Below are 15447 nucleotides of genomic sequence, written 5' to 3'. Positions count from 1 at the left end.
GAATGATGGATGAACGTTTGCATATCACTTTGGATATTTTGCGCCACTTAAGAAACAAAAGTAAAAAACTGAGGATTGATGAGCGTTATAGAAGTGGGGGAATGTTCTCTGGACGAGCTCAATCCAAACTCAAGGGGCAAGGGTATAACTTCGATGAGCTGCGACCGTTTCATTTTGGAGATAATCCAAGAGATATTGATTGGAAAGCCTCGTCTCGCTCAGGTAAGCAAATTGTCAAAGTGTTCACACAAGAAACGGATAAACCGACCGTCATCCTCTGCAACCAAAATGAAGGCATGCTATTTGGTTCCAAGGTTTATACCAAGTCGGTTGTGGCGGCACATTTAGCAGCGCTACTCGGCTTTCATTTCTTAGAGCAGGGCGAACGAGTTGGCGGCATCGTAGTCGATAAGCACGGTCATCAAGTAGTGCCCCCTAAGCGAGGAGTGAAACCGTTTACTCGCTATCTCGATGTCATAGTCAAATCTAACCAAGCTTTGCTTGAAGTTAACAAATCCACCGCGATTGAGAAAGCTGATGCTAATCTGCGCTTCAAACAGATAGTGAGTGACGCGACTCGGCTACTGAGTAGCAATGGAACCTTGGTGGTGATCAGCGACCTAGAAAGTATCGACCTTGTTATGCTCGATACTCTAAAACTGATCACTCATAAACACAATGTCCTCTTTTTTCTCGTGTATGACCCATTGGAGGTTGACTACAGCCAAGCGACTGACCTAGCGATTAGCGATGGTATTACCCAAGTGTCCTTATCGACGTCGAAAAAAGCAATGGAGTCATTTCGCAAAGAAAACGAAGCAAAAATAGAGCAGATCCAAAAGCTATTAAGTGGGAGTGGGCTCTCGTTTGCTATGTTGGATACGATAGACGAGCCCTATAAGCAGCTTTCAAAACTCATAACAGGGAAAGCGTGATGGTGACATTGGATGTACCTCAACCAGAGAATTTTGGAAACTATCTACTCAAATCTGAAGGATTTAAGACTATTGTCTTGCCCGACGTGGTGAGTTTAGCGCCGCAAACAATAGGGGCTAAGCTGTTAGTGCTGGTTTTTGTGTTGATAACGTGCTTTGTGATTGTTCGATGTTACAAAGCTTGGAAACGAAATGCGTATCGAAGAACCGCTCTGTTTCAGCTGAAACACATTAATGATGAATCTTTGAATGGACAGCTCAACCACATCCTGAAACAGACAGCCATTAGTGCTTTTCCTAAACGCGCCAGAGGGGCTTTATATGGTGAAGCTTGGCGGCAATTCCTAAACCAAACAATGAACTCAAATAAAGCTAAGTTCACAGCGGAAATGATCCAGTTTTTAGAGCGAGAGCAGTATGCGGGAGTAATGTTGAACCCTGGTGATATAGAAATACGGCAAGAATGTCGATCGATGGCGATCCAGTGGGTTAAGCACCATCGTGAGGAGAAAAGCTCATGATGTTACTGCAACCTTGGTGGTTGATGCTGTTTTTTCTACCCGTTGCGGTGTACTACCTTATCCCTCCTTATCGTCGAAGCCGCTCCGTCATAAAAGCGCCGTTCTATGAACAGGTCATAAAGATTAATGGTGGTAAAGGCTCCAGTATCTCCAAAGTTGACAGAAGAAAGCGTCTTCAAAAATGGTCGTTGTTGTTAACCTGGGCGTTGCTTGTTCTTTGTGTTTCTGAGCCTGTGTTAGTGGGCAAGCCGACCACAGAAAAGAAATCAGGGCGAGACTTAATGGTGGCGATAGACATGTCAAAGTCAATGAACAAAAAAGACTTTGAGGTAGCCCCTAGTAAACTGGTGTCTCGGTGGGAGGGATTAAAATCCTTGATGGATAGTTTTTCTAAGCAACGAGAAGGGGACCGGTTAGGGCTCATTGTGTTTGGTAGTGGCGCATATCTGATGGTGCCGTTTACTGACCAGCTAAACTCTTGGCGCGAAATCCTTGTCAGTATGGACGTAGAAATAGCAGGTTCCGCAACGGCGATTGGAGATGCCATAGGACTGTCTATCAAAGCATTTGAACATTCGAAAGTACAGGAAAAGGCGCTGCTTTTGGTGACCGATGGCAGTGATAACGCTAGCGTACTGCCGCCAGTAGAAGCCGCTAAAGTGGCAAAAAGTAGAGGGATAAAAATCTATTCGTTGGCTATTGGCAATGTTGAACAAAAGCAAGGCCAAGATAGAGTGGACTTTAAAACGCTGCAGTCTATCGCACACCTTACACAAGGAAGCGCATTTAAGGCAGAGGATAACGATGCACTGTCGAATGTTTTATCTCAAATCAATAACATCGCACCAAGTCAATTTCAAATGTCGACTACACCAAACTACCTTTATTTGTATCCCTATATTTTGACCTTGGTGATGAGTTTTAACTTGTTGATGTGGGTGTATTTGATTGTTAGTGCATGGAGAAAACTATAATGGCGTTAACACTTTTTGGCACCACAATTTTCTTTCTTTCACCTGCGTTCTTGTGGTTCCTTATTCCGATAGCGCTACTGGCTTGTTATTTGTTTTGGCAAGCGCGCGTTGGAAGCGAAAAAAGTAGCGCTATTGCTCCGCATTTACTGAAGCTACTGACTGTTAAAGCTTCAAGGCGAACTTCAATTTTGACGCCCTCCTTTGTGGTCTTAGTAGTGATGCTTTTGTTGGCATTCGTACTTGCTCGACCTGTTTGGGCGCCAAAATCCTCAACGTATTATCCCAATTCGCCCCTGTTTATTGTTCTTGATGTGTCTAACAGTATGCGAAAAACGGACGTGCAGCCCTCACGTCTGGATAAAGCAAAATTGCTGCTTGAGCAGTTATTGCAATCAGGTGTCTCAAGACCTGTCAGTATTGTGGCATTTTCAGGGTCTTCACATCAACTGGTGCCCTTCACAGACGATGCAAAGATTGATTTACTTTACCTGTCTTATTTGTCTCCATCAGTCATGCCATTAAATGGAGGGGATGTCGCATCTTTGGAGAGGCTGATGTCAACAACACTGCCTGAAGACTCTGAGTCAATCGATATGCTATTTTTGACCGATGGCGGCCTAGACGATCCACAAACACTGAAGACTTATTTAAGTCAGAAAAAAGTGACTAGTCATGTTATCTATTTTGGCCCTCTGGGAGAGCAGGTCGCTAAGTCGATCTCTTCTAACCGTTATGATGGAGGCTCGTCAAACGTTGACATTCTAACGCTCAGGACTAGCTTGTTTGAACTTATAGCGAGAGGTCATTCTTCGTCAGAAGGGTTGGCGGATGAATCACACTGGTTATTGGTGTTCATTGTTGCTTTGAGCTCATTGTGGTTTCGAAAAGGGTGGGCATTAAGGTTCTCGTGGTTTGTTATGGTTCCCTTTCTTTGGACACCGTATGTTGAAGCTAACATAAAAGACGTATTTTTAACTAAAGACCAGCAGGCCATGATTTATATGTACTTTGGGGATTACAAAAGTGCAGAATCCCTTTTTGAAAATGAAGAGTGGCGAGCGGTCAGTTGTTATTACCAAGAAAAATTCCAATGTGCTGAAAAGAGCTTTGTCAATGTGGGTTCGGTGGAGGGCACTTACAATGCGGCGAATGCTTTGGCTCAGAGAGGCATATACAAGAAAGCACAGAGTTATTATCAAGCGGTGTTAGCTATAGAGCCGAACAATAAAGAGGCTCAACATAACCTAAAAATAGTCGAGGGTATTATCAAGAAAATTGACCGCCTCAGTCAGTCTTATGATGATAGTCGCCCTCCACAACAAAATGAATCCAAGCCGCCTCCTGATGAAGATGAAATTGCAAATGGCAAGAAACAGACGGTCATAGGGGTTCGCCCCGTGTCTTCACTCAAAGCACAGGATGTGTTGGCAAATAAAGCGGCCACCGACAAATGGTTGAGAGACGTCAGCAAAGATCCTGAAGACTTTATTCGAAGAAAGTTTTTAAACGAATTTAACCGAGGAAAGTCCAGTGAATAAAGTAAAGATGCGGTTGTGCCTGTTGCTGTTCTTTTTTTCATCGCAGGGGCAGTCAAGTACATTGGTGTTGACTCATTTAGATAACAAGGAGATGGTTGCGGTCAATCAACGGGTCGCTATGTCCGTGAGTGTACTAACGGATTCATATTTCACGAACGGGCCTGTATATAGGCTTCCCGCAATTAATCATGCGCTTGTGTTACAGCAAGATAAAGACGTGGTGTCGTCGTTCACCGATTACCAAGGTGTTAAGTACGTTAGTCAAACGTTTACTGTCGATATCTATCCAACTCACGTTGGCGTGTTGACCATCCCATCACTGAGCATCACCACTCAAGTCGAGGGCAAGGATAGTAAACTTGAAACGCAAGCTTTTACGTTAGTCGTGTCACAGCCCACTGAAACCCAACAATTGGGGGATATTTTGGTGTCGGACCACGTGGATGTCAATGAGACTTGGGATGGTCAAAAGCCAAATTATAAGGTTGGCGATATTGTAACAAGAAAGGTAGTCATACATGCTGAAGAAAGTACGAGTCTTATATTTCCCGACTTTGTACCTAATAAGAGCGCTCATTACACCATTCAAATAGGCAGTCCACAATTGCAGGATGTGAACAGTCGTAACGATAACTTTGCAGAGCTGCAGCAGACTTTAACTTACACCATCAAAGAAAGTGGTCGCTACCACTTGGGAGGAGAAACGCTGAGATGGTGGAAGCCTTCCGTGCAGGAACTGGAAAGCTATCAGTTTAAGCCATTGCAAGTGGATGCTGGTTTTAGTCTAAAACAATTTCTACTGAATCACTGGGCTATCCTCATTGCCGTCACTGCTATTCTCCTTGTGGGTTATCGTTACCACAACACTGTCATTAGCATGGTAAGGAATGTCTTTCGTTATTTATTTAGCGGCGGCCTGGGATGGTTGAGTCTGTGGTATCGCCATAAAACTCGTCACACTAAGAATATTAATTTATATACGGAGGTGTGTAGTAATGATGCGCTGAGAGAGAAGGTGATGGAGCAGGCTTTCAGTGACAATCAGAGGGTTAAAATCAAAGAACGGGTGGCGTTTTTATTTAGCCGCTCTAAACTTAAAAATAGGCAACAATAACAAACAGATAATAAGTAATCAGGATGATTCTAGTATGAAGCCAATAGTAGTAGGTAGTGTATTTGCCGCTGTATCAGGTTTTTGCTCTTTAGCTTTTCAGACCCTTTGGTATAAGCAGTTGGCTCTGGTTATTGGGATTGATGTGTATGCCACGAGTATTGTCATCGGTGGTTTCTTATTAGGAGTCGGTCTTGGTTCCTTGTGTTTTTCCCGATATGTCAATCGAATTAAGAACTTAAGTCTTGGATATGCTTCTCTCGAAGTATGCGTTGCTCTGAGCGCGCTAATTGTAAGTAGTGTTTTGTATTTGGGCATCGACCCCTACCTATCTCTTGAGGACATATTGGGAGATAAGGCACTTCTGGTTTATTCATTGCTGTTGGCTTTCCCTCCTTTTTTTATGGGCGGCACTCTTTTACTGTTAATTCGTTGGTTAGAGATAGAGCTAAAGAAGACGATTGCAGGTACTTTGTATGGTATGAACATCCTAGGTGCCGTCATTGGTGCACTTAGCGCCCCGAGCATACTGATGCCATTGCTGGGAATAATTCATTCTATTTGGCTTGTTGTTGCAGTCAACTTAATGTTGGCAATGACCTCCTACTTCCTTATCACTCAGACGCATGCACCAGTCGCAGATACTTCTGCTAATAAGCAGGGGCATATTGTGTATAGAAAAACATTAATAGCACTCTATGCGACGTCAGGATTTGTTGCTATTGGAATGGAAATCATATGGATTCAAACGGTCGTTCAATATATGAACACTCGCTCGTTCGCTTATGCCACGATATTAAGTGTTTTGCTATTAGGTTTAATGGTGGGGAACTTCACTGCTAACCGCCTAAAAATGTCGCCAGAAAAAAGTTATGCCGCATTACTAGTTGTTATGTTGAGCGCTATGATAGCCACGATTCTCCCGTATTTACTTATTAACGAGGCCGTATGGCAGACACAGTTGTCAATAAAATCTCTCGTTTTTGAAACTGTTGGACAGGCAATGGCATCAAATGCCATTGCCTTTATCTTCATTGCCTTTTTCTTTGTGTTTTTTGGTGCTTTTTTCTTTGGGTTTGTTTTTGTTCTAGCGCTGAAAATTCAGAAAAATGAGCAGTTACATGCACGCTTTTCAGGTGAGTTACTCGGATTCAATACTATCGCTGGGGTACTTGCGACCTTTGTGGTTGGATTTTGGTTGGTTCCCTTAATTGGGGCAATAAATACGGTTAAAGTCCTCAGTGGACTTATCGTATTGGTAGTGGTTTGTGCTACTCGTTTTTCTCAATATCGTTTATTAGTTGTGACGACATGTACACTCCTTATTGTCGCTACCGCTGTGCTTCCTAAGAATCGTTTATCCGAAATGCTTGTGGCGAAGGAAGGTGGAAATCTCCTGTGGTTTAAGGAAGGTATTGGAAACACTGTCGCTGTGATTGAGCAGGGTGAAGGAAAGCGCAAGTTTCGTCGTCTTTACATCCAAGGTGTATCGAATACAGGCGATGTTATGGCCTCACTTCGATACATGCGCCTTCAAAGTTACATCCCGGCCTTGGTTTCACCTAAGCCGCCAAGAAAAGCGTTGGTGATAGGCTTAGGGACAGGCATAACGGCTGGTGCGCTAACCAATATAGAGTCTTTGGAAGTAAGGCATGTATTTGAACTGTTGCCAGAAGTGCGAGAAGCTACTCGTTTTTTCCAAGGAAACTACTTAGCAACAAATCAGCCGTCGGACATCGATGTATTTATTGGGGATGGGCGACACCAGTTAAGTCGGAGTGGCGCTAAATACGACCTCATTACATTGGAGCCACCACCACCCACCGCATCGGGAGTGTCTAATCTGTACTCAGATGATTTTTACAAACTGGCGAAAAAGCGTCTATCCGACTCTGGAGTGTTGGCACAGTGGTGGCCTATAGCTACACAAAGTGTTGAGGCGTCAAGGTCAATTGTCGCAACTATGCTTAACAACTTTAAATATGTCACGCTGTGGAGTACTGAGGTTCATGAAATGTTGTTGGTTGGATCCGACGAACCTCAAACCCTCTCTTTTGATCAAGCCTCAAACTTTTTCTCCTCTAACCCTATGATTGAGGCCTCTTTGTTAGAGGTGGGCGTCAGTAGTTACGAGTCTCTTTTAGCGACCTATGTGGGAGGCCGAAAGGAACTTGAACAGTTCGCGCACACTGATACACCGCTAATTACGGATGACTACCCATTACTGGAGTTTGACGAGTGGACAAATGAGCTTGTTATTACAGAAGTTATGCCTGAATTGATTAATTTGTTTACCCTAGTGCCAACGGTTAAAGAGGAACGAGCCGCTCAGGCTAAATTGGAGCAAGATAAATTAGTGGCCTTTTATATTGCGACAATGGCGGCTTATGAAAAACAGCCCGATATCTGGTTAGAGTATATGAATTGGGTATTGAAGCAGGACCCAAATAACGAATATTTCATTTGGTTTAAACCAGATAGCTAGGAGCGCCAACGTTTGAAAATTTATAACACGATAGTGGTGGCGTTAGTGACCCTTTGGTCATGTCTATCTTCCGCAGTGCCTGATGAACAAAAGGCGACGGAACTAGAGAAAAAGACGACGCTTGAGGCGAATCGGGGCTTTTTTGAGGCATTTAATCTACCTAGAGAAAAGAACTGGGTTTATCAGCTAGCTGAGTCTGGTCAATTGCAACAAAGATGCTATTTAAATAGTCAAGACTCGTTTGAGGTTGGAGCTAGCTTAGTGTTTCAAAACATCTCAATGGAGTGTATTGAGATTAATCAAACGACTCGTGTGTTTTGGCCACAGAGGTGGGTGGAGCTCTGTAAGCATGAAAACAGTCCTTATCATGATTGCATTCTTAGGCATTTAAATTAATCCACCACTTGATGCTATGACCTGTAACGATAGTGCAGTATTTAGCTATCTCACTTCGTTTCTAAACATACCCGTAACGAAAGGATTCTCGACAATGCGATATCGTTTTTACCGACTGATAGTGGTAATGGTGTGTACTTTTTCATCCTATACATGGGCCACCTCTTTCGTTGATCCTATTGATGGGAAATTTGATGTCGGTGATTATCTTGCAGAAAACGCGTATGGGTTTCTTCCTGTTCCCGTTTTGATCACTGAGCCTGCAGTTGGTTATGGCGGTGGTATCGTAGGACTTTTTCTTCATGAATCAGAAGAGGCCAAAGAAAAACGTAAAGCGTTAGCGCTAAAATCGGTTGATGGTGGAGCTAAACTTTTGACCCCTGCAATAACCTTGGTGGGTGCTATCGCTACCGATAATGGAACAAAAGCGGGCATGCTGGCTCACCGTCATACTTGGGGGAAAGACTCTATTCGTTACCAGGGCGCGTTGTTTTATGGAGATGTTTATATGAACTTTTATGCTCCTTTTTCTCAAAGTAACGCACAAGGCGTTGAATTGGAGATGCTGGGGTATGGTGTGATGCAAAAATTGCAGTTTAGAGTCAGTGACTCTCCCTTATTCATTGGTGCTGCACAGCGGCTTTTCAGCCCCACATTCAAAGTGGGTGAGCCGAATCGTGCCTCAGATATTCTTAAACGATGGGTCAATACATCTCCTTTTGTGTCTGGGCTCGGATTGAATTTAGAGTATGATACAAAGAATGCTTTTCTTTATCCAACAGAAGGGGGAGACTATACTCTTGAATATACGATGTTTAATAGCGTAGTGGGTAGTGATTATGACTTCAACCTTCTAGCCGCTAGTGGAATACACTACTTCCCTTTGGGAGATTCTTTTAATTTAGGGTTTAAAGGTTTGTTTAATGAAGTATTCACTGATGAGCGTTTCTTACCGCCTCCAGCATACCCATTCATTGATTTAAGAGGGATCCCTCGTAATCGATATCAAGGTAATGTCACGGCAAGCGTCGAGGCTCAGTTAACTTGGAAAATGACACCTCGTTGGTCGTTACTTACCTTTGGAGGAGGGGGGGCGGCATCGTCATCAACCAGTGGGCTCTTTTCCGATGATATTCAATATGCTTACGGGGTTGGTTTCCGGTACCTGATGGCAAGGCGATATGGCTTGCATTCAGGGGTTGATATTGCTACCAGTAGAGATGACAATGCAATCTATTTTCAAGTAGGAACTGGGTTTTAGATGTTGAATTAAGGTCGACAATCCAAAATTGAACAGCACTCAACGATATCCGTTATTAACATGATAACAGCGCGGGTGAATATATCTAAGAGGGGTTATAGGCATCTTCAATGTTGGTTAAAAGAAATACCTATAACTGATGTTGCATAAATTCTAGCAATAATAACTGTTCTAATAAAACGTCACTTTTGCGTTATATTCTGTATGGTCATCATCACCGACAACATTTTTATAGTAGTCAACCGTAAAATAAATGGGCTTGTCTTTTTTTACTTTATCAGCGATTTTTTTGTCTAACTTATCAATGGATTGAAAATCGTATGCATGAAATGTATAGCCTGGTTTTAGATTCATTTTTTTTGCTTGTTCTGAAGTAATATATGTTTCTCTATATACAGGTGTTAGGTAGGCATCAAATTGCGTTCTAATGTCATCACCTGTTTGAATCTCATAACCAAAGTCGTTGACGACTAGTGTTTCCTGTTGTAACGAATTCATAGATGAGTCCATAGTTTTCTCGTTTGTAGACTGCCCTGTTGTGCATGCTGTTGATAATAAGGATAGTGATAAACAAGTTAAGTACATAAGATTAGATTTATACATGTAAAACCTCTCGTTGCTAATTATTTGTTGTGTTTTGACTGAAATAGAATCAAAGACAAAATTAGTATAGGTGTTAGTTAAAATCTGGCTACTTAATTTTTATTGTTATTTGAAAAGCCAAATTGAATTGATTTACCACCATCTCTTTTGAGGTGTAGCCTAGTGAGTAAAACCACTACTAAGGTGTTAATAATATTAAGCAATAATATTATTCCCAATACATGGACAGTGCCCAAGGAGAGCAAATATCTACGATGTTGAAGTTATGAGTTGAGATCGTGAAGATCTCTACTAGTTTAGAGTTACAACGATTCATATGGGTATGCTTATGAAGGTGAAGCAAATTAGCTTGGCTCTGACAGGACTAGTTTTAACTGCGACGTCTAAATCAGCAGTAATCCTCGTTCCTGCATTAAGTGATGGAAATTTGGCGCTCTCAGGAGCAGGGAGTGCTGCGATTGCGGATAATGCGACAATTGCTTATACCAACCCTGCAGGAATGAGTGTTTTAGGCAAAGATGCGTTGAGCGCCTCTCTTGGTGTAATGGCTTACGATGTGGACTATTATTCTCAATCTGGGATTGGCAATGCTCCCGATTCAGGGTCAGTGATGCCCTATGGTAATTTCTTCATTGTTAAGCAACTGCAACAAGGCACAGCCATCGGGTTTTCTCTTACCGCCCCAGGTGGTGCATCGTTGGACTATGGAACAAATTGGGAAGGGAGTGCTCAGCTTAACGACGTGAGCCTCACGTCTGTGCAACTGAATCCTTCATTTTCCTATCGAATTTCATCTCAATGGGCGGTAGGTCTTGGTATAGCTGTGGAATATATGACGGTAGAAGAGCACGTGTTAAACAAGCGTATCAATATTTCCGCCGATGATTGGAATGCAGGATTTAATGCTGGGCTTTTATTTAAACCTACTGAGAAAGATCAATTCGGATTTGCTTATCGCTCAGAGATTAAACACGATTTAGCTGGAGATTACACTCGTATTAATGGGTCTTCGGGAAGCGTGGGCTTGAACATTCCCAATGCCGCGCAGCTTGATTTGTCAGGGTTTCATCAGTTAACCGCCAAGTTCGATTTAGCTTGGAGTGTGGGAATGGAGTTTTGGGGTGACTATAACGTTACTTATGTGGAAGTAGACTCTGGCATACCAAAGGGCGTCTATAATCGAGAGTTTGACAATGTTTACACGTTTGCTCTAGGTGGAAGGTACCACATAAACGAACGTTATCGCCTAGACTTTGGGACGAGCTACGCGACTAACCCTCAGTCGGACGATACTAAGCTGTACCCTGACTTACCTGTTAACGATATCTTCAATGTTGGCGTTGGTTTGAACTATCAAATTAACGCAGCTCTTGCCGTTAATGTGGCTTATCAATATAACGATTATGGTTCGAGAAACATCGAACAAAGTAAAAACTTAATTGGTGTTCAGGGCAGGTATGAGCAAAAGAATCAGTTTTTTTCTGTGCAGTTAGATTACGACTATTAGCGATGAAAACCAATAATAACCTACTGAGGTAATGATGAATTTGATTTTAGATTATGCGTCACTTGCGATTTTGTTTATAGTCATTTTGATTTTTATCTATGGCTTAATAGTCGTTCATGACATCCCCTATGAAATAGCGGTTAAGCGTCAACATCCGCATCAAGATGCTATTCATGTGGCGGGGTGGATAAGTTTGTTTTTCCTCCATGTGCTTTGGCCTATTTTATGGGTATGGGCCATGATGTATGACCCTGTGAAACAAAACTGGGCAGGACAGCGGGAACAAGAAGGATATGACGCGTTGTTGGCTCGCCTTAACCAACTAGAAAAGCAAATGCAGGATAAAGACAGGGAGTAGCTATGGAAACGCTTATTACGCTCAGTTATGTTGCACTATGTGTCATTGTGTTTCGCGTGTTTAAAGTACCTAAAAACAAATGGACTATCACCACAGCCGGCGTTATCGGGATGTTTTTGGTTGGTTGGATTTTCTTGTATATGGCTATGTATCAACCTGTCGCCCGTGTCGCAGGCGTTTACAGCATAACAACTCCTATAACTTCTCAAGTGTCAGGTATAGTGAAAGAAGTATATATAGAGGGCAACACTCCGCTAAAAAAAGGGGAACCGCTCTATAAAATTGATCCGGTTCCATTCCAAGCTGAAGTGGATAAGGTTAAGGCTCAGTTGCTCGGAGTGAGAGCTAAGATTACGCAACTGTCTTTGTCAAAATCGAGTGTTGAACAAGCTATCGCTAAAACACAGGCAAGTATTGACTTCAATAAAAAGGAACTAGCACGTTTCAATAAGCTTGCTAAGAAAGATTTCAGCGCTCAGCAACAGGTGGATAAATTTACCGATACAGTGAACGAACTTACGGCAGCTCAAAACCAAAACCACATTCAGCTTGATGTCATAGACGCGCAAGTTGATGAGCAAAATGCCAACAACTCTCTTTATCAAGCAGCCTTGGATAAAGCTCAGTTCAATCTTGATAGCACTGTGGTAAGAGCGCCAACAGATGGGTTTGTCACTCAAGTGGCCTTGAGGCCCGGTATGAAAAGCCGTGTTGTGCCTTTTCAAGGTAACTTAACGTTTGTTCACAAAGAAAACAAAGTAATCTTCGCTGCATTTAAGCAGAATCCTGCTCGCTACATAAAAAAAGGTTATGAAGCAGAAGTGACATTCAAAACCATTCCTGGTCACGCGTACAAGGCTAAGGTAATGAGTGTCTTGGATATTACTAAGGAAGGTGCTGTCGCTCCTTCAGGAGTATTGAATGACCCGCTAGTGAGAGTCGGAGGTCGCGTATTAGTGCGTGTCGAACTTAACGAGCCCGAGTTGTTAAAAGGCCAACCTATACCTGCAGGGACAGATGCACATGTTGCGGTATATTCACCAGAATGGGAAATGTTTTCAGTTGTGAGAAAGGTTATTTTGAGAATGCAGAGCTGGCAAAATTGGTTATTTGAAGGGTAACAGGAAGATAAATTATGAAATCTATAATGATAATAGTGGCTTCGCTCGTGTTGGTAGCCTGTGAGTCTACGCAAGACTATCTAGCTGAATATCAAGCCGAAGCAGAGGCAGCATCCAAGCGCAAAGCCGAGTTCGTATTCGACTGCAAAGATGTATCTACAACCTTGATTTCAGAGAAACGTATCGAAGCTTATCGCTTTGAAAGGCCGCAATATCAAATAGGTGTTAAAGGTTGTGGCAAGAAAAAAGTCTATCTAGTCAATTGTAACGAAGGTGATGGGTGCACGGTACTTGATAGTACAGTCAGACTATGAGCTTAACTCCTTAGAAAAACGAAAGAATATATTAGAAGTTAAACGACTTATGTTGACCAAGCCGATATAATCACTTCCAATATCTAGCGATGATCAAAAATACATGGTATCTGGCTATTAAATGTATAATTTAATAATGTTATTAATGAGTGTTAGAAAGTAACTTTGATTTTTCTGGCGATTGAAAATTATAGTAAGATGAATGCTCTTCCAATGACTTATACTGATTTTTACTAAAAATAAAACTGCTAAAATTCAACTATTAATAATAAATGGTCCATTGAAGCCAGAAGAAAAGCAATCTACTAAATACTAATTTGATTAGGCAGTATAATAAGTGACTATTCGAACAGTTTTCTATCCTATCTATGTTCAAATGTTACTATCTTACTGTTTGAAAATCATGATATTATTCTTCACTTCCAGTCTTGTGGTGGTTTCTGGAGGAGTGTTTGTGGTCATGTTTTTTGTCATGATGATGTTTGTCGTGGTGTCCATCAGGGTGGTGGTTTACAGAGTGCTTATGCCCATCATTACTACCACCATGTTTGTTATGAGGATGGCTCTTCTCTTTATCGTGAAACTCTAAATGATCTTTGTTATGTTTGTGTTCCGTTTCAGTGCCATATTTATGTTGCATTTTTTCTTCAGTTGAGTGTTTGGTTTTTTGCATTTTCTCTGACATGATTTTCGCCTCTAAATAATCTAATTTCTTATAAAAGATAGTCTATAAATAACGAGGTACCAAACTTATTAAATGACTTAGATAGATAAAAGCTGCAATTAAGTGCTAAGTGATTTTCTATGGAGTATAACGTATTGATCTAAATGTAATTGAGTACTTATGACAGCTGCATAGCTTTTTCCACTTCTTGTTCGAGCCGTAAAGTTTCTGACAACCTATCGATAAATTGCGAGGATGCCTTTGTTCTTAGGAGGTCGCCCCTTCTCGTGGTGGGACGAGAAGAACTGCACGTTTGGTCGCTTATTATTCTAGAATGCATAATGACTGGTCGATGCCGCCTTATTTCATCAATATGCCGGATTTGATTTGTACTTAATAGGTGCTGACTCGAAACAGACGCATCAAACAGAGCTTTTCCGGCGTATCGTTATGTAAATCAGTTGCTAGTCATACCGGACCTGTGTGCTTTATGGACATCAACTGAAATCAGCAACACTGGAACCAGTGATAGCAGTAATACTGCAGCCAGTGTATGCATACTGCTTACCCCTAGCACCCCTGACAGAACGACTAAAAGTGCACCACCTATCATTCTTAAAAAGCCATCAATGGAAGTAGCAAGTCCAGCACAATACTTAAATGGCTCCAGTGCGAGCGATGTCGCCGAGCCTGACATAATGCTAAATCCAGCCGCACCAAGCGCTGCCATCACAAAGAAGGCATAAGTTGCCGTTGACGGGGTAAACAGTAGCCCAATACCACCCAACACTATCACCCCAGAACCAAAGCGAACTGTGTTTCTTCGCCCCCACACTTTCATCAGCTTAGGTGCAATCAGACTGGCCAAAATCTGCATGCCACCTATTAAGCCAAACATAATGGAAAACTGTACTTGGCTGAAATTTCCTTCTTTCATCGCTACAATCGGCGCGACAGAAATATAGGTCAGAATAGCACCAAAACTCAACATATTAGCTAGTGCATAGGTGGTGAAGGTATGGTTAGCAAAAATATCACGCACATTGCATTTAAGTACTTTAGTATCTTCAATATCCACTGTGGTATTGGAGACTTTTTTAGATTCTAGCCCTATGAAAGATAAAGCAAACAATAGTATGGCCAACGCAGCCATAAGGTAAAAACCGCCAGACCAGCCCCAGTGCAATGCCAACCCACTACCGATAAGCGGCGCAATAGTGGGAATAGCACTTGTTACACCACCCATGTAGCTAAGCCATTTCCCGGCAGTCTCACCTTCATAATTATCTCGAATCCATGCCATCGCCGTGATCATGGTAAAAGATGCTCCAACACCCTGAAGTGCACGCGCGGCATACAAAAACGACAGCGATGATGAAGCAACAACAAATAAGCTCCCTGCGGCGTATAAGGCCAAACCCAGCATGGCCGAAAACTTACGGCCTTTTCTATCTGATACCGGGCCAGCTATCAATTGACTGAAACCCAGCGCTAGTACATAAATTGAAATGGTCTGCCTGATATCACTGTCAGAAGCAGAAAAACTTTCGATCATTTGGGGAAACGATGGCAAATAGACATCTATCGCCAGCGGTCCTAATGGAACCAGAGAGAAAATAATAATCAGTGGTAATAGACTTGGATGAGCCATCGTAATAC

General features: G+C 42.2%; 14 protein-coding genes and 1 pseudogene. 11 read left to right on the top strand and 4 right to left on the bottom strand.

Translation table 11 applies throughout. The annotated features are described in order from the left end of the window. Positions 1–2: 2 nt before the first annotated feature. The 7 genes from MMA19_RS08815 to MMA19_RS08785 all read left to right on the top strand — a co-directional run bounded on the left by MMA19_RS08815 (position 3) and on the right by MMA19_RS08785 (position 9221). The gene (locus tag MMA19_RS08815; RefSeq protein WP_240206011.1) at positions 3–935 is read left to right on the top strand and encodes a DUF58 domain-containing protein; all 933 of its coding nucleotides are present in this window, start codon (positions 3–5) and stop codon (positions 933–935) included. After that, complete coding sequence (locus MMA19_RS08810) at positions 935–1456, top strand: DUF4381 domain-containing protein (RefSeq protein WP_240206010.1); 522 nt, start codon at positions 935–937, stop codon at positions 1454–1456. Before MMA19_RS08815 ends, MMA19_RS08810 begins: the two co-directional genes overlap by 1 nt. Then, on the top strand, positions 1453–2430 hold the full coding sequence (locus MMA19_RS08805) for a VWA domain-containing protein (protein ID WP_240206009.1): 978 nt from the start codon (positions 1453–1455) through the stop codon (positions 2428–2430). Before MMA19_RS08810 ends, MMA19_RS08805 begins: the two co-directional genes overlap by 4 nt. After that, positions 2430–3968, top strand: a complete 1539-nt coding sequence (locus MMA19_RS08800; protein ID WP_240206008.1) for a VWA domain-containing protein — start codon at positions 2430–2432, stop codon at positions 3966–3968. Before MMA19_RS08805 ends, MMA19_RS08800 begins: the two co-directional genes overlap by 1 nt. Then, positions 3961–5082, top strand: a complete 1122-nt coding sequence (locus tag MMA19_RS08795; protein WP_240206007.1) for a BatD family protein — start codon at positions 3961–3963, stop codon at positions 5080–5082. Before MMA19_RS08800 ends, MMA19_RS08795 begins: the two co-directional genes overlap by 8 nt. Positions 5083–5116: 34 nt before the next feature. Further along, a complete protein-coding gene (locus MMA19_RS08790; RefSeq protein ID WP_240206006.1) occupies positions 5117–7564 on the top strand; it encodes a fused MFS/spermidine synthase in 2448 nt (815 codons plus the stop codon). Positions 7565–8054: 490 nt separating this feature from the next. Then, complete coding sequence (locus MMA19_RS08785) at positions 8055–9221, top strand: glyceraldehyde-3-phosphate dehydrogenase (protein ID WP_240206005.1); 1167 nt, start codon at positions 8055–8057, stop codon at positions 9219–9221. Positions 9222–9392: 171 nt separating this feature from the next. Here the strand turns inward: MMA19_RS08785 and MMA19_RS08780 are convergent, their stop codons facing one another. Further along, positions 9393–9719, bottom strand: coding sequence for a hypothetical protein (locus tag MMA19_RS08780; RefSeq protein ID WP_240206004.1), 327 nt, complete (start codon positions 9717–9719; stop codon positions 9393–9395). 433 nt (positions 9720–10152) lie between these two features. Here MMA19_RS08780 and MMA19_RS08775 point away from each other — a divergent pair, with 433 nt between their 5' ends. Genes MMA19_RS08775 through MMA19_RS08760 form a run of 4 tightly spaced genes read left to right on the top strand, consistent with a single transcriptional unit; the run spans position 10153 to position 13124 of the window. Further along, positions 10153–11331 carry an outer membrane protein transport protein gene (locus MMA19_RS08775; RefSeq protein ID WP_240206003.1) on the top strand — a complete coding sequence of 393 codons (1179 nt, stop codon included), beginning with the start codon at positions 10153–10155 and terminating at the stop codon, positions 11329–11331. A 34-nt stretch (positions 11332–11365) separates the two neighbouring features. Continuing rightward, positions 11366–11689 (top strand): DUF3302 domain-containing protein, encoded by a 324-nt coding sequence (locus MMA19_RS08770; RefSeq protein ID WP_063606195.1) that lies wholly within the window; start codon positions 11366–11368, stop codon positions 11687–11689. A 2-nt stretch (positions 11690–11691) separates the two neighbouring features. Next, entirely contained in the window at positions 11692–12810 is a 1119-nt protein-coding gene (locus tag MMA19_RS08765; protein ID WP_240206002.1) for an HlyD family secretion protein, read from the top strand. A 14-nt stretch (positions 12811–12824) separates the two neighbouring features. Further along, on the top strand, positions 12825–13124 hold the full coding sequence (locus MMA19_RS08760; protein ID WP_240206001.1) for a hypothetical protein: 300 nt from the start codon (positions 12825–12827) through the stop codon (positions 13122–13124). 409 nt (positions 13125–13533) lie between these two features. Here the strand turns inward: MMA19_RS08760 and MMA19_RS08755 are convergent, their stop codons facing one another. The 3 genes and pseudogenes from MMA19_RS08755 to MMA19_RS08745 form a co-directional block, all read right to left on the bottom strand. Beyond that, the gene (locus MMA19_RS08755) at positions 13534–13809 is read right to left on the bottom strand and encodes a hypothetical protein (RefSeq protein WP_240206000.1); all 276 of its coding nucleotides are present in this window, start codon (positions 13807–13809) and stop codon (positions 13534–13536) included. 174 nt (positions 13810–13983) lie between these two features. Then, a pseudogene (locus tag MMA19_RS08750) lies at positions 13984–14103 on the bottom strand (IS5/IS1182 family transposase); the annotation flags it as partial. Positions 14104–14245: 142 nt separating this feature from the next. Next, positions 14246–15439, bottom strand: a complete 1194-nt coding sequence (locus MMA19_RS08745) for a multidrug effflux MFS transporter (protein ID WP_240205999.1) — start codon at positions 15437–15439, stop codon at positions 14246–14248. Between the last annotated feature and the right edge of the window lie 8 nt (positions 15440–15447).

This window comes from Vibrio sp. CyArs1 (assembly GCF_022432925.1).
GTDB lineage: Bacteria > Pseudomonadota > Gammaproteobacteria > Enterobacterales > Vibrionaceae > Vibrio > Vibrio mediterranei.
This window is presented reverse-complemented; position numbering and strand designations above follow the sequence as displayed.

Bases quoted from the DNA above. Each gene is read 5' to 3' on its own strand.
- MMA19_RS08815 (WP_240206011.1), top strand. From the start codon at position 3: ATGATGGATGAACGTTTGCATATCACTTTGGATATTTTGCGCCACTTA.
- MMA19_RS08810 (WP_240206010.1), top strand. From the start codon at position 935: ATGGTGACATTGGATGTACCTCAACCAGAGAATTTTGGAAACTATCTA.
- MMA19_RS08805 (WP_240206009.1), top strand. From the start codon at position 1,453: ATGATGTTACTGCAACCTTGGTGGTTGATGCTGTTTTTTCTACCCGTT.
- MMA19_RS08800 (WP_240206008.1), top strand. From the start codon at position 2,430: ATGGCGTTAACACTTTTTGGCACCACAATTTTCTTTCTTTCACCTGCG.
- MMA19_RS08790 (WP_240206006.1), top strand. From the start codon at position 5,117: ATGAAGCCAATAGTAGTAGGTAGTGTATTTGCCGCTGTATCAGGTTTT.
- MMA19_RS08785 (WP_240206005.1), top strand. From the start codon at position 8,055: ATGCGATATCGTTTTTACCGACTGATAGTGGTAATGGTGTGTACTTTT.
- MMA19_RS08780 (WP_240206004.1), bottom strand. From the start codon at position 9,719: ATGAATTCGTTACAACAGGAAACACTAGTCGTCAACGACTTTGGTTAT.
- MMA19_RS08775 (WP_240206003.1), top strand. From the start codon at position 10,153: ATGAAGGTGAAGCAAATTAGCTTGGCTCTGACAGGACTAGTTTTAACT.
- MMA19_RS08770 (WP_063606195.1), top strand. From the start codon at position 11,366: ATGAATTTGATTTTAGATTATGCGTCACTTGCGATTTTGTTTATAGTC.
- MMA19_RS08765 (WP_240206002.1), top strand. From the start codon at position 11,692: ATGGAAACGCTTATTACGCTCAGTTATGTTGCACTATGTGTCATTGTG.
- MMA19_RS08760 (WP_240206001.1), top strand. From the start codon at position 12,825: ATGAAATCTATAATGATAATAGTGGCTTCGCTCGTGTTGGTAGCCTGT.
- MMA19_RS08755 (WP_240206000.1), bottom strand. From the start codon at position 13,809: ATGTCAGAGAAAATGCAAAAAACCAAACACTCAACTGAAGAAAAAATG.
- MMA19_RS08745 (WP_240205999.1), bottom strand. From the start codon at position 15,439: ATGGCTCATCCAAGTCTATTACCACTGATTATTATTTTCTCTCTGGTT.